Here is a 14,263-nt window from a genome sequence, read left to right on the forward strand (position 1 = left end):
CCGTGAATCCGGCAGTCGGCCGGACGGCCAATGTCAGTGCGCGTGCGGTACGTCGCGGCGCTTCCTGAGCGTGTAACCGATCGCCACGACGAACAGCGCGCCCGCGATGCTCGCGCCGTAGAGGACCTCCGGCGTATCGAGCACCGGCCAGCGGTCGCCGACCGGGTCATTCACGATCAGCCCGCCCGCGATCCAGCCGAGCAGCCCCGCGCCGAATGCCACGAAGATCGGGAAACGGTCGAGCAGCTTCAGCACCAGCGTGCTGCCCCACACGATGATCGGCACGCTGACGACGAGCCCGAAGATCACGAGCGCGATCCGGTGCGACGGGTCGGCCTGTTCGGCCGCGCCCGCGATCGCGATCACGTTGTCGAGGCTCATCACCGCATCGGCGATCACGATCGTCTTCACGGCGTCCCACAGCCGGCTGGCCGGCTTGATGTCGTCGTGCGCGCCCTCGGCCGGCGCCATCAGCTTGATGCCGATCCACAGCAGCAGCAACCCGCCGCCGAGCTTCAGGAACGGCACGTCGAGCAGCGCGACCGCGAACGTGATCAGCGCGACACGCAGCAGGATCGCCCCCGCGGTGCCCCAGACGACGCCGCGCAGCCGCTGGTTCGCGGGCAGGTTGCGGCATGCGAGCGCGATCACGACGGCGTTGTCGCCGCCGAGCAGGATATCGATGATGACGATCTGGAGAACGGCGCCCCAGTGGAGCGACGTCAGGAATTCGAGCATGGCGTGACGGGCAGGACGGCGGCCGCCCGCGGGCGACCCGGTTCATTGCCGGCACATGCGCGATGCATGCCCGGTGCTTACGAATTCATTGCGCGAGCATAACAAAAAACGCCGGCAAAGCCGGCGTTTTCTGCAGGACGAACCCAGGTGGAAATATTACAGCGCCTTCTTCAGCAGACGGCCCATTTCCGACGGGTTGCGCGTCACGGTGATGCCGCACGCCTCCATGATTTCCAGCTTCGCTTCGGCCGTATCCGCACCGCCCGAGATCAGCGCGCCGGCGTGGCCCATGCGCTTGCCCGGAGGCGCCGTGACGCCAGCGATGAAGCCGACCACCGGCTTCTTCATGTTGTCCTTGATCCACTCTGCCGCATTGGCTTCGTCCGGACCACCGATTTCGCCGATCATCACGACTGCGTCCGTATCCGGATCGTCGTTGAACATCTTCATCACGTCGATGTGCTTCAGACCGTTGATCGGGTCGCCGCCGATACCGACTGCCGACGACTGGCCGAGGCCGAGTGCCGTCAGCTGGGCAACCGCTTCATACGTCAGCGTGCCCGAACGCGACACGACGCCGATGCGGCCCTTGCGGTGGATGTGACCCGGCATGATGCCGATCTTCAGTTCGTCCGGCGTGATCGTGCCCGGGCAGTTCGGCCCGAGCAGCAGCGTCTTGCGGCCTTCGCGACGCATGCGGTCCTTCACTTCGATCATGTCACGGACGGGAATGCCTTCCGTGATGCAGATCGCGAGATCCAGGTCGGCTTCGACCGCTTCCCAGATCGCAGCGGCTGCGCCTGCCGGCGGAACGTAGATGACCGACACGGTCGCGCCGGTTTCCGCCTTCGCTTCCTTGACGCTTGCGTAGATCGGAATGCCTTCGAAATCTTCGCCGGCCTTCTTCGGGTTCACGCCCGCGACGAATGCTTCGCGGCCGTTTGCGTATTCACGGCAGGCGCGCGTATGGAACTGACCGGTTTTGCCGGTAATGCCCTGCGTGATGACCTTCGTGTCCTTGTTGATCAGAATCGACATGTATTTTGACCTCTGTTCGATTGGCGTCGCGTGCAAACCGCGCCGCCATACCTATTCATTGAGCGCGCTTACTTGCCTGCGGCAGCCGCGACGACCTTCTGCGCAGCCTCTTCCATGCTGTCCGCCGAGATGATCGGCAGGCCCGAATCGGCCAGCATCTTCTTGCCGAGGTCCTCGTTCGTGCCCTTCATGCGCACGACGAGCGGCACGTTCAGGTTCACGGCCTTCGAACCGGCGATCACGCCTTCCGCGATCACGTCGCAGCGCATGATGCCGCCGAAGATGTTCACGAGGATCGCCTTCAGATCCGGGTTCTTCAGCATCAGCTTGAACGCTTCCGTGACCTTCTCGGTGGTCGCGCCACCGCCGACGTCCAGGAAGTTCGCCGGCTCACCGCCGAACAGCTTGATCGTGTCCATCGTCGCCATTGCCAGGCCTGCGCCGTTCACGAGACAGCCGATGTTGCCGTCGAGCGAGATGTACGCGAGGTCGAACTTCGACGCTTCGATTTCAGCCGGATCTTCTTCGTCCAGATCGCGGTATGCGACGATTTCCGGGTGGCGGAACAGCGCGTTCGAGTCGAAGTTGAACTTCGCGTCGAGTGCGATGACCTTGCCGTCGCTGGAAACGTTCAGCGGGTTGATTTCAGCCAGCGACGCGTCGGTTTCCCAGAATGCCTTGTACAGGCCTTGCAGGATCGCGCGCGCTTGCGGAATCGAAGCAGCCGGCACGCCGATCTTCGCGGCGAGGTCGTCGGCCTGTGCGTCGAGCAGGCCCGTCGACGGCTCGACGATGACCTTGTGGATCAGTTCCGGGTGCTTTTCGGCGACTTCTTCGATGTCCATGCCGCCTTCGCTCGAACCCATCAGAACGATCTTTTGCGTCACGCGGTCAACGACGAGGCTGACATACAGTTCCTGCTTGATGTCGGCGCCTTCTTCGACCATCAGACGGTTGACCTTCTGGCCTTCCGGACCGGTCTGGTGCGTGACGAGCTGCATGCCGAGGATCTGGTTCGCGTATTCGCGGACCTGCTCGATCGACTTCGCCACCTTCACGCCGCCGCCCTTGCCACGGCCACCTGCGTGAATCTGAGCCTTCACGACCCATACCGGGCCGCCGAGCTCTTCTGCCACCTTGACGGCCTCGTCCACCGAGAACGCCGGCTTGCCGCGCGGTACCGCGACTCCGAATTTCCGCAGGATTTCCTTACCCTGGTACTCGTGAATCTTCATGCGTGATTCCCTTCAGTCTGAGAGTTGGATGAAAAGTCGCTTTAGACGCTTCTTCGAATGATTTCCGTTCATTCCTTCGTGCTGCCTTCACCGGGCACGTCCGGCCGGCTCGCGCCATACCAGCGCGGGTAGTACTGCCGCACGACCTCGCCGTCGAACCGCAACGCCCGGCAGCGGCCGAGCTGGAAAGGCGCTTCGTCGTGCACGCCGTCATGGTCCGGCCCCTCGCCCCCCTCCTCGCGCACGTTCCACACGTCACCGGCGAACGCCTGGATCGCTGCGGTCGGCAGCACGGCGCACAGTTCGGTGAGATGGGAGCAGCCTGCGACGCCGGCGAGCAGCCGGTTCGCGTTGCGGCGGAAATTGCGGAAGAGATTGAGCCCGATGAGGGCGCGATAGGCGGGAGTGGCGGATTGACAGTGACCGGGATAGGGAACCCATTCCGAAGACGCTTCGGCGTCGACGACATTGAGGTCACGATCGATAGTCACGCGCAGCCAGAGTTCGTGGATCGGCAGGCCCTGGGGCCGGATGCCCGACGCAAGCGCGACATCGCGCGGCTTGTGGTCGGTCAGGCAGGCTTCGATGTCCCACAAGCCGTCGCCGCGCTCGTAAGCTTCCGCTCGGATTGCGCGTTGATGTCGCAACTGACGGGGCACGGGCTCGGATAGCGGCATGCTGGAGGTTGAGGCCGAAGAGGAAAACCCAAGGATTTTAGCATATTGGGTATTTGAGACAGCTTGACGCAACGGCGGGTATTCCCGCCTGTCCGGAAGCGGTTGCGATGCAGCAAAATCGCGCGCCACGCGCGCGATCGGCGTGGTCAGTCGTCGACCAGGAAATCGTCGCCGACCTTCAGCAACTTCACGATGGTCGCACTCGAGAAGCCGCGCGCGGCGAGAAAACGCGCCTGCTTCGCACGCTCGGCCGGCGTTTGCGGCAGTGCACCGAATTTCTTGCGCCAGACCGCCTGCGCACGCGCCCATTCGGTCTCGCGGAGCTGCGCATTCACCTCTTCGACGAGCGTGTCGCCCACCGCATGACGCTTCAGCTCGCTGACGATGCGTGCGACGCCGACACGCGACGCGCGACGATGCACGAGACTCTCGGCAAAGCGCGCATCGGACAGCCAGCCTTCCTGTTCCAGCGCATCGAGCACGGGATCGACGGATTCGTCTTCGCCGACGTAGGGCGCGAGCTTGCGCGCGAGTTCCGTGCGACTGTATTCACGGCGGGATAGATAGCCGAGCGCGCGGCCCTTCAGCGATCGCTGAGGCTTCGATGACTTGCGCTCGGTCGCGCCCGGAGCGTCACCTGATGCAGTGCTGGAAGAAGCACCCGGCGCGCGACGTGTGCGGCGCGGATGCTGGCTGCTGCGCGTATAGACATCTTCCCTGGCCGGCGCCGATGCATCGGCTGCGCGATCACCCGGGAAGCTGACACCGGAAATACGACGGCGGGAGCGATCGTGCGCGTCGAACGATTCATCGTCGTCGAACGGATCGTCCGGTGCGGCAATCTCAAACGAAACGAGGGCATCGTCGGATGCCCTCGTCGCGGTGCGGTTCGCGGCATTGCTGCCTGCGCCCCGCCGATCGGCGCCCGAGGATCCGGCTCGCCGGCCGGAGCGACCCGCCGTTTCGGGCGCATCGCTCTCCTCCGGCTCGCCAGCCTGACCTCGGCGCCCGACCATCACTCTTCTTCGTCCATCGCCTCGGCTTCGTCCTGGCCTGCCCCATCGGGCATGGTGACCACGCCAAGCGATTCGCGAATGCGGTTCTCGATCTCGCGTGCGATTTCCGGATTCTCGCGCAGGAATTCACGCGCGTTGTCCTTGCCCTGGCCGATCTTCTCGCCGTTGTAGCTGTACCAGGCGCCCGCCTTGTCGACGATCTTCGCCTGCACGCCGAGATCGATGATCTCGCCCTGACGCGAAATGCCTTCGCCGTACAGGATGTCGAAGATCGCTTCGCGGAACGGCGGCGACACCTTGTTCTTGACGACCTTCACGCGGGTTTCGTTGCCGATCACCTCGTCGTTCTTCTTGATCGAGCCGATCCGGCGGATGTCGAGACGCACCGACGAGTAGAACTTCAGCGCGTTGCCGCCCGTCGTGGTTTCCGGGTTGCCGAACATCACGCCGATCTTCATCCGGATCTGGTTGATGAAGATCACCAGGCAGTTCGTGCGCTTGATCGTGCCGGTCAGCTTGCGCAGCGCCTGCGACATCAGGCGGGCCTGCAGACCCGGCAGCGAATCGCCCATCTCGCCTTCGATTTCGGCCTTCGGCACGAGCGCCGCGACCGAGTCGATGACGATCATGTCGATCGAGCCCGAGCGCACCAGCGCGTCGGTGATTTCAAGCGCCTGCTCGCCGGTGTCCGGCTGCGAGATCAGCAGCTCCGGCACGTTCACGCCAAGCTTCGCCGCATATTGAACGTCGAGCGCGTGCTCGGCGTCGATGAACGCTGCGGTGCCGCCGATCTTCTGCAGTTCGGCAATGACCTGCAGCGTGAGCGTGGTTTTACCGGACGATTCCGGACCGTAGATCTCGACCACCCGGCCGCGCGGCAGGCCGCCGACGCCGAGCGCGATATCGAGACCCAGCGAGCCCGTGGACACGACCTGGATGTTCTCGGCCGCCTCGCCGTCGCCCATGCGCATGATCGAGCCCTTGCCGAACTGCTTCTCGATCTGGGCAAGCGCGGCGGCCAGCGCCTTGCTCTTCTCGGCGGTCATCCCGGAGCCCTTCTTGCTATCTTCCATGAATCGTCCTTTGCTATGATGAGCAGCGTCTGTTAGAGGCGCGCCCGCTTTCAAGCGCTGCCCACGAATGCAGACACTGTATAAAAAAACAGTGTTTTGTGCAAGCCCGCAATGCAGAGCGTTGTACACGAATAACTTCGGAGACAGCCGGCCGGCGCGAACGCCCTGCCGGCCATCGGTCAGCACCATGCGAATTCTCATCGCGGAAGACGACAGCATACTCGCGGACGGCCTCACCCGGTCACTCCGCCAATCGGGCTATGCGGTCGACCACGTGAAGACCGGTGTCGACGCCGATACCGCGCTGTCGATGCAGACATTCGACCTGCTGATCCTCGATCTCGGGCTCCCGAAAATGCCCGGGCTCGACGTGCTCAAGCGCCTGCGCGCCCGCAATTCCAACCTCCCCGTGCTGATCCTGACGGCCGCCGACAGCGTCGACGAGCGCGTGAAGGGGCTCGACCTCGGCGCCGACGACTACATGGCCAAGCCGTTCGCGCTCAACGAGCTCGAGGCGCGCGTGCGCGCACTGACCCGGCGCGGCGCGGGCGGCGGCCCGACCGTCGTGCGCCATGGCTCGCTCGCGTTCGACCAGGTCGGCCGGATCGCGTATGCGAACGATCACGTGCTCGACCTTTCCGCCCGCGAGCTCGGCCTGCTCGAGGTGCTGCTGCAGCGGATCGGCCGGCTCGTGTCGAAGGAGCAGCTCGTCGACCATCTCTGTGAATGGGGCGAGGAAGTCAGCAACAACGCGATCGAAGTCTACGTGCACCGGCTGCGCAAGAAGATCGAACCCAGCGGCGTACGGATCTCGACCGTGCGCGGCCTCGGCTATTGCCTCGAGAAGGTCGCGCCCGCCGCGCCGGCCGACACGGCAGCGCCCCAGCCCGCGGTGGCCGGCACGCCGTTGCGCTGAACCCGGGCGTCGCCGCGATGGCCACGCCGGCCCCTACCCGCCATCCGACCGGCGCGCCGTCGTCGGCCGCCGACGAAGCGCGCGACGCGCGCTACGAGAACCCGTTCGCGCCGCCCGACGAAACCGATGCGCCCGAGGCGCCGCGCCCGCGCTCGCTGTTCGGCGAGATCCTCGACTGGATGCTCGCGCCGCTGCTGCTGCTGTGGCCGATGAGCATCGCCGTCACCTATCTGGTCGCGAAGACGATCGCGAACGGCCCGTTCGACCGCGCGCTCGAGACCAACGCCTATGTGCTCGCGCGGCAGATCCATCCGGTGAACGGTGTCGCCGAGCTGACGCTGCCGGAGCAGACCCGCGATTTCCTGCGCGCGGACAACGTCGACAGCGTGTACTTCCAGGTGCTCGGCACACGCGGCGAGCTGGTCGCGGGCGAAGCCGACATGCCGCTGCCGCGCGACGAGGACCGCCCGCCGCCGGGCGTCGTCATGTTTCGCGACGACCTGCTGCGCGGCAACGACGTGCGCGTCGCTTATACGACAGTCGCGCTGCCGCAATCGGGCAGCCCGCAGCCCGTGCTCGTGCAGGTCGGCGAAACGCTGGACAAGCGCAACGCGCTCGCGAACGACATCATCAAGGGCGTGATCCTGCCGCAGTTCGTGATCCTGCCGCTCGCGATCCTGCTGGTCTGGTTCGGGCTGTCGCGCGGGCTCGCGCCGCTCAACGCGCTGCAGGCGCACATCCGCGCGCGGCGGCCCGACGACCTGTCGCCCGTCGAGGCGCAGCGCGCGCCGCCCGAGATCGAGCCGCTCGTCACGTCGTTCAACGACCTGCTCGCCCGCCTCGAACAGAACATGGCGCTGCAGAAGCGCTTCATCGCCGACGCCGCCCATCAGATGAAGACACCGCTCGCGGGCCTGCGCACGCAGGCCGAGTTCGCGCTGCGCCACCCCGTCCCGCCCGACGTGCAGCGCTCGCTCGAGCAGATCGCGACGAGCTCCGAGCAGGCCGCGCGGCTCGTCACGCAGTTGCTTGCGCTGGCGCGCGCCGAGAACCGCGCGAGCGGGCTGACGTTCGAGCCGGTCGAGATCGCCACGCTCGCGCGGCGCGCGGTGCGCGACTGGGTACAGGCCGCGCTCGCGAAACGGATGGATCTCGGCTACGAAGGCCCGCCGGACCCGCCGGACGACGGGCCGCTCGACGTCGACGGCAATCCGGTGATGCTGCGCGAGATGCTCGGCAACCTGATCGACAACGCGATCCGCTACACGCCGAACGGCGGCCGCATCACGGTGCGCGTGCGCGCCGAGCCCGCGGCGCGGCTCGTGCATCTCGAAGTCGAGGACACAGGGCCGGGCATCCCGGCCGCCGAACGCGAGCGCGTCGTCGAGCGTTTCTACCGGATCCTCGGCCGCGAAGGCGACGGCAGCGGCCTCGGGCTCGCGATCGTGCGCGAGATCGCCACGCAGCACGGCGGCACGCTGACGCTCGACGATCACGTCTACCAGCACGCACCGCGCCTCGCCGGCACGCTCGTGCGCGTCAGCCTGCCGCTGGCCGAAACCGCCCCGGATTAACCCTGATGGGCGCCGCCGCAGCACGCCGCGATTGAGTCGAAATCGACGATTTACCAGACAATCAAAGCACTTCGCAGCACGATGAGCTCACAAAGCCACCGATTCGGCGCGGGTTAACCTGCAGTCGTTTTGCACGCGCGAGTCAGTCGGCCGTAAGTTTCCGTACCAATAATCCTCGACAGGCCCGTCCACCCAAGGCGGCCGCACATCTATATCAAGGGACTTGGAGACGACTCATGGCAACGTTAGGCGGGCAAATTTCCCACTCGCCGATGACGGGCGAAGAGAAGAAAGTGATCTTCGCGTCGTCGCTCGGCACCGTGTTCGAGTGGTACGACTTTTACCTGGCCGGCTCGCTCGCGGCCTACATCAGCAAGAGTTTCTTCTCCGGCGTCAATCCAACCGCCGCCTTCATCTTCACGCTGCTCGGCTTCGCGGCCGGCTTCGCGGTGCGGCCGTTCGGCGCGATCGTGTTCGGCCGCCTCGGCGACCTCGTCGGCCGCAAGCACACGTTCCTCGTGACGATCGTGATCATGGGCATCTCGACGTTCGTGGTCGGCTTCCTGCCCGGCTACGCGTCGATCGGCATCGCCGCCCCCGTGATCTTCATCGCGATGCGGCTGTTGCAGGGCCTCGCGCTCGGCGGCGAGTACGGCGGCGCGGCGACCTACGTCGCCGAGCATGCGCCGGCCAACCGTCGCGGCTTCTACACCGCGTGGATCCAGACGACCGCCACGCTCGGCCTGTTCCTGTCGCTGCTCGTGATCCTCGGCGTGCGCACGTTCATCGGCGAGGAAGCGTTCGGCAGCTGGGGCTGGCGCGTGCCGTTCGTCGCGTCGATCCTGCTGCTAGCGGTGTCGGTGTGGATCCGGATGCAGCTGAACGAATCGCCGGTGTTCCTGCGCATCAAGGCGGAAGGCAAGACGTCGAAGGCACCGCTGACCGAAGCGTTCGGCCAGTGGAAGAACCTGAAGATCGTGATCCTCGCGCTCGTCGGCCTGACTGCCGGCCAGGCCGTCGTGTGGTACACGGGCCAGTTCTACGCGCTGTTCTTCCTCACGCAGACGCTGAAGGTGGATGGTGCGAGCGCGAACATCCTGATCGCGATCGCGCTCCTGATCGGCACGCCGTTCTTCCTGTTCTTCGGTTCGCTGTCGGACAAGATCGGCCGCAAGCCGATCATCCTCGCGGGCTGCCTGATCGCGGCATTGACCTACTTCCCGCTGTTCAAGGCGCTCACGCACTACGCGAACCCGCAGCTCGAGGTCGCGACGCAGAAGGCGCCGATCACGGTCATCGCCGATCCGGCCGCCTGCTCGTTCCAGTTCAACCCGGTGGGCACGTCGAAGTTCACGAACTCGTGCGACGTCGCCAAGAGCGCGCTCGCGAAGGCCGGCCTGAACTACGAGAACGTCGCGGCACCGGCTGGCGCGACGGCCCAGATCAAGGTCGGCGACACGGTGATCCCCGCCTATGAAGGCAAGGCGGCCGACGCGAAGGCGCAGGGCGCGGCGTTCGACAAGACGCTCGCGTCGACGCTGAAATCGGCCGGCTACCCGGCGAAGGCCGACCCGGCGCAGCTCAACTGGCCGATGACGATCGTGATCCTGACGATCCTCGTGATCTACGTGACGATGGTCTACGGCCCGATCGCGGCGATGCTGGTCGAGATGTTCCCGACGCGGATCCGCTACACGTCGATGTCGCTGCCCTATCACATCGGCAACGGCTGGTTCGGCGGCTTCCTGCCGGCCACCGCGTTCGCGATCGTCGCGGCGAAGGGCAACATCTACTCGGGCCTCTGGTATCCGATCGTGATCGCGCTGGCCACGTTCGTGATCGGCCTGCTGTTCGTCAAGGAGACGAAGGACTCGAACATCTACGCGCAGGATTGATGGCGGGTGCGCAGCGGGGACGGTCGGCGGAAGGCCTCCTTCCGGGGACCGGCTCCCGCCCGCAATGAAGGTCGACACGGGCCGCCGGCAACTTTTTTCGGGAAAGATGGAAAAAGGTATTGACAGCCGACCGTCCGATCGACATAATTCAAGTCTTCGGCGAATTAGCTCAGTCGGTTAGAGCGACGGAATCATAATCCGCAGGTCCGGGGTTCGAATCCCTGATTCGCCACCAAATGCGAGAGCCGCTGTTTCGAAAGAAACAGCGGCTTTTTCATTTGCATCTTCCGATGCGCCGGTTCCGCTTTCACGAGCCGACCTTCGCGCCGCCTGAGTCGCGCATCAACACCGCCGCCCTGCTTCGAAGGCACAATGACGCCGTCCAGTACACGGCCGACGTCACCCTATGATCCCGAGCATCCCCGACAAGCCATGGCGCACCGCCGCCCTCGCACTTGTGGCGGTCGCGCTTTGCTATACCGGTGCCGGTGCGCCGACGCTCTCCCGCCTGCTCGACCCCGCCGTGATGGGCGAAGGTCTCGCCCTCAAACCGATCACCTATCACTGGGTCAATCACGTCGACCGCGCGATCCCTGAGGCTGACCTGTTCGCCAGCCGCTTCTACGTACTGGTGCTGGCCTCACTCAACGCCATGGCCGCGCTGTTTGCACTTGACGCCCATCGCAGCCGCAGGCGCTTCGCGCTCTTGCTCGGCTGGGCCTTCGTCATGCTGATCGTGCTCGTCAACGCGCAGATCCAGGCGTTCTACAACGTGGGCTGACCGATGAAGCGGCGCATCATGATCGTCATTGCCACGCTGCTCACGCTGATCGGGCTCGTGTTCGTCGCCGGCACATTCGTCAACCTGTCGACGCCCGACCAGTTGCATCGCCTGCTGAGCTACGACTACATGAGCTTCGCGGACAGCCTCGTCGAACGCGACCTAGGCAAATTCGCCAACAGCTTCTACATCGGCGTGGCGCTGATGCTCGTCGGCAGCACGCTCTTCATCCGGATCGAACGCACACGCACGGTCGCCCGCATCGTCACGTCGCTGCTGTTCGCGCTGCTCGCCTTCAGCCTCGTCTACGCGTGCCTGAATCCGCGCATCGGCATGCTCCCGACCTGATCGGGCGCGACTCGCTCGGCCGGTCTCGCCGCTCAAGGCTACGCCGCGACCGAGCTGCGCGGCTCTCGGACCGCCTGCGCCCCCACCCGCCCGCGCCAGTTCTCCCCACCTTCCAGCGACGGCGTCGACTCGAACACCTCCGCGATCCAGTCCGCGAACACGCGCACCTTCTGCGACAGATGCCGATTATGCGGATAGACGATCGAAATCGGCTTCGGCTTCGGATTGCAGTCCGGCAGCACCTCGACCAGCGAGCCGTCGAGCAGGTGCGGCAGCACCATGAACAGCGTCGGCTGGATCATCCCGAACCCTTCGAGCCCGCACGTCACATAGGCATCCGAATCGTTGACCGTGACGCTCCCGTTCATCCGCACCTCGAACGGCTTGCCGTCGATCATGAACACCCACGGAATTGCCCGCGCGCCGTGGCTCGACCGAAAATTCACCGCGTGGTGGTCGGCGAGATCGGCAATCTCGTGCGGCTCGCCGTGACGCGCGAGGTAGTCGGGCGACGCGCAGGTCACGCGCTTCAGCATCCCGATCCGCCGCGCGACCATCGACGAATCCTCGAGCGGACCGACCCGGATCATGCAGTCGATCCCCTCCTCGACCGGATCCACGTAACGGTCGGAGAGCCCCAGTTCGAGCGTGATGTCCGGATAGCGCTGCCGGAAAATCGACAGTGACGGCAGCACGATGCGCCGCCCGAGCGAACTCGGCATGTGAACGCGCAACACGCCGCTCGGCTTGCGGTTGCCGGTCTGGAAACTCGCGTCGGCCTCCGCGATCTCCGAGATGATCTTCATGCAATGCTCGTAGTACGCCGCACCTTCCGGCGTCAGCGACAGCCGGCGCGTCGTGCGGTGCATCAGGCGCACGCCGAGCAGCGCCTCGAGATTCTGGATGATGGTCGTCACCGACGCGCGCGGCATCGCGAGCGTGTCGGCCGCGCGCGTGAAGCTGTTCGCGTCGACCACACGGGTAAAAACTTCCATTGCCTGGATTCGGTCCATGCTGCCCCCTTCGAATCGCCAACGAAACAGAATAGAGCGCGCGACGCACGCGGCACAAGTCCCCACCCATTGTTCTCCGATCCTGAATAGTTTCGGCGTTTCGGACTGGAAAGCGATCGATTTCCGTTCAGTCCCACGCGGCGATCGTCCCGGCCCCGCCGGTCGCACGCCGCGCGTTACCGCACGAATCGCTCGCGATACCCCTGCGGCGACACGCCCAGCACGCGCACGAAACAGCGGCGCAGCGTCTCCTCCGAGCCGAAGCCGCACCGCGCGGCGATCCGCTTGACGGGCCATGCCGTTTCACCGAGCAGGCGTTGCGCGGCCTCGACGCGGATCTGCTCGACCGCTCGCGCGGGCGTGCGGCCGGTTCCGGCGCGGTAGTGGCGCACGAAGCTGCGCTCGCTCATGCGCACGCGCTCGGCCAGCGCGGGCACCGACAGGTCGGCCGCCAGGTGCTCGGCCATCCATGCGTGCAGTTCGCCGAACCGGTCGTCGGTGCGCTGCATCGACAGCATCGTGCTGAACTGGGCCTGCCCGCCCGGACGCTTCAGGAACACGACGAGTTCGCGCGCGACGTCGAGGGCGGTCGCGCGCCCGAGATCCTCCTCGACCAGCGCGAGCGCGAGATCGATGCCGGCCGTCACGCCGGCCGACGTCCACAACGCACCTTCGCGGATGAAGATCGGATCGGATTCGACACGCACATTCGGATAGCGTGCCGCGAATTCTTCGCAGCGCGCCCAGTGCGTGACCGCCCGCCGCCCGTCGAGCAAGCCGGCCTCGGCGAGCAGGAACGCGCCGGTGCAGACCGATGCCACGCGCCGTGTGCGCGCCGCCTGCTGTTGCACCCAGCGCACCAGCCGCGCATCCTTCGATGCCGCATGCACGCCCTTGCCGCCGGCGACGATCAGCGTGTCCGGATGGCGCACCGCCGAGCGCAGCGATTCCGCCATCACGACCAGGCCCGACGACGTCTCGACGGGCCCCGCCTCGGCCGCGATAACGCGCGGCGCATACGGCGCCGGCTGGCCGCGCTCCTGCGCCAGCTCGTTGACGGACGCAAACACCTGCAGCGGCCCCGACACGTCGAGCAGCTGGGCACGAGGAAACGCGAGGATCAGGATCGAACGCGGGGTGGCAGGCATGGCGATTGGCTGAAAACGTGGGTGATATGGCAATTTCGCCAAACACTACGCGCCTAGAATCGACCTGTCCATCCCGTACCGGCTACGGCCCGCCCCCATCCAATCGGAGTCTTCGCATGACCCTGCATATCGGCTTTCTCGTGTTTCCAGGCGTCCAGCAACTCGATCTCACCGGCCCGCACGACGTGCTCGCGTCGGTGCCCGACGCCACCGTTCATCTGGTCGGGAAGTCGCGCGACTCCGTCGCATCGAGCAGCGGACTCGCGCTCGCGCCGACCTGCACGTTCGACGACTGTCCGCCGCTCGACGTGATCTGCATTCCGGGCGGGATCGGGATCAACGCGCTGTTGCTCGATGCCGAAACGATCGCGTTCGTGCAGCAGCGCGCGGCCGCCGCGCGCTACGTGACGTCGGTGTGCACGGGTGCGCTGCTGCTGGGCGTGGCCGGCCTGTTGCGCGGGCGGCGCGCGACGACGCACTGGGCGTTCCACTCGCTGCTCGAAACGCTCGGCGCGGTGCCGGTGCGCGAGCGCGTGGTACGCGACGGCAACCTGATCACGGGCGGCGGCGTCACGGCCGGCATCGACTTCGCCTTGACGATCGCCGCGGAGCTGGCCGGCGAAGAAGAAGCGCAGGCGATCCAGCTGCAACTCGAGTACGCGCCGGCACCGCCGTTCGACGCCGGTTCGCCCGACACCGCACCGGCAGCGGTCGTGAAGCGCGTCACCGAACGGTCGGCCGCCGGTTTCGCAACGCGCAAGGCGACGATCGAACAGGCGCTGCGCGCGAGGTCGCGCTGAATGCGGACACC

The 14,263-nt window shown here is 65.9% G+C and carries 14 protein-coding genes and 1 tRNA gene; 7 read left to right on the plus strand and 8 right to left on the minus strand.

Annotation, left to right across the window (positions count from 1 at the left end):
• Nucleotides 1–33: 33 nt before the first annotated feature.
• The 6 genes from QZM35_RS20100 to recA form a co-directional block, all read right to left on the minus strand.
• Nucleotides 34–738, minus strand: coding sequence for a TerC family protein (locus tag QZM35_RS20100; RefSeq protein WP_089431651.1), 705 nt, complete (start codon nucleotides 736–738; stop codon nucleotides 34–36).
• Between the two features lie 156 nt (nucleotides 739–894).
• Nucleotides 895–1,776: a succinate--CoA ligase subunit alpha gene (gene sucD / locus QZM35_RS20105; RefSeq protein ID WP_006477916.1), complete on the minus strand. Its 882-nt coding sequence runs from the start codon at nucleotides 1,774–1,776 to the stop codon at nucleotides 895–897.
• Between the two features lie 68 nt (nucleotides 1,777–1,844).
• Nucleotides 1,845–3,011, minus strand: a complete 1,167-nt coding sequence (sucC, locus tag QZM35_RS20110; protein ID WP_011353083.1) for an ADP-forming succinate--CoA ligase subunit beta — start codon at nucleotides 3,009–3,011, stop codon at nucleotides 1,845–1,847.
• 68 nt (nucleotides 3,012–3,079) lie between these two features.
• A complete protein-coding gene (locus tag QZM35_RS20115; protein WP_039360581.1) occupies nucleotides 3,080–3,688 on the minus strand; it encodes a DUF2889 domain-containing protein in 609 nt (202 codons plus the stop codon).
• Nucleotides 3,689–3,834: 146 nt separating this feature from the next.
• Entirely contained in the window at nucleotides 3,835–4,704 is an 870-nt protein-coding gene (gene recX, locus QZM35_RS20120) for a recombination regulator RecX (protein WP_301776671.1), read from the minus strand.
• Complete coding sequence (recA, locus tag QZM35_RS20125) at nucleotides 4,704–5,777, minus strand: recombinase RecA (protein ID WP_089426253.1); 1,074 nt, start codon at nucleotides 5,775–5,777, stop codon at nucleotides 4,704–4,706. The genes recX and recA overlap by 1 nt, the downstream gene beginning before the upstream one ends.
• Nucleotides 5,778–5,964: 187 nt before the next feature.
• Here recA and QZM35_RS20130 point away from each other — a divergent pair, with 187 nt between their 5' ends.
• The 6 genes from QZM35_RS20130 (at nucleotide 5,965) to QZM35_RS20155 (ending at nucleotide 11,291) form a co-directional block, all read left to right on the plus strand.
• Nucleotides 5,965–6,693 (plus strand): response regulator transcription factor, encoded by a 729-nt coding sequence (locus tag QZM35_RS20130; RefSeq protein WP_041492943.1) that lies wholly within the window; start codon nucleotides 5,965–5,967, stop codon nucleotides 6,691–6,693.
• Nucleotides 6,694–6,710: 17 nt separating this feature from the next.
• A complete protein-coding gene (locus QZM35_RS20135; RefSeq protein ID WP_301776672.1) occupies nucleotides 6,711–8,267 on the plus strand; it encodes a sensor histidine kinase in 1,557 nt (518 codons plus the stop codon).
• 236 nt (nucleotides 8,268–8,503) lie between these two features.
• Nucleotides 8,504–10,162: an MFS transporter gene (locus tag QZM35_RS20140; protein ID WP_089426255.1), complete on the plus strand. Its 1,659-nt coding sequence runs from the start codon at nucleotides 8,504–8,506 to the stop codon at nucleotides 10,160–10,162.
• 158 nt (nucleotides 10,163–10,320) lie between these two features.
• Nucleotides 10,321–10,397: transfer RNA gene (locus QZM35_RS20145), tRNA-Met, on the plus strand.
• Between the two features lie 171 nt (nucleotides 10,398–10,568).
• The gene (locus tag QZM35_RS20150; RefSeq protein ID WP_301776673.1) at nucleotides 10,569–10,943 is read left to right on the plus strand and encodes a hypothetical protein; all 375 of its coding nucleotides are present in this window, start codon (nucleotides 10,569–10,571) and stop codon (nucleotides 10,941–10,943) included.
• 18 nt (nucleotides 10,944–10,961) lie between these two features.
• Nucleotides 10,962–11,291, plus strand: coding sequence for a hypothetical protein (locus QZM35_RS20155; RefSeq protein WP_143329847.1), 330 nt, complete (start codon nucleotides 10,962–10,964; stop codon nucleotides 11,289–11,291).
• Nucleotides 11,292–11,329: 38 nt separating this feature from the next.
• Here the strand turns inward: QZM35_RS20155 and QZM35_RS20160 are convergent, their stop codons facing one another.
• Both QZM35_RS20160 and QZM35_RS20165 read right to left on the minus strand, forming a co-directional pair.
• Nucleotides 11,330–12,304 carry a LysR family transcriptional regulator gene (locus QZM35_RS20160; protein ID WP_089431654.1) on the minus strand — a complete coding sequence of 325 codons (975 nt, stop codon included), beginning with the start codon at nucleotides 12,302–12,304 and terminating at the stop codon, nucleotides 11,330–11,332.
• A gap of 176 nt (nucleotides 12,305–12,480) precedes the next feature.
• Entirely contained in the window at nucleotides 12,481–13,452 is a 972-nt protein-coding gene (locus QZM35_RS20165) for a GlxA family transcriptional regulator (protein WP_301776674.1), read from the minus strand.
• A 116-nt stretch (nucleotides 13,453–13,568) separates the two neighbouring features.
• On the opposite strand from QZM35_RS20165, the gene QZM35_RS20170 reads away from it, so the two are divergent.
• Entirely contained in the window at nucleotides 13,569–14,252 is a 684-nt protein-coding gene (locus QZM35_RS20170) for a DJ-1/PfpI family protein (protein WP_089426261.1), read from the plus strand.
• Nucleotides 14,253–14,263 lie beyond the last annotated feature (11 nt).

Source organism: Burkholderia sp. AU45274, assembly GCF_030482505.1.
GTDB lineage: Bacteria > Pseudomonadota > Gammaproteobacteria > Burkholderiales > Burkholderiaceae > Burkholderia.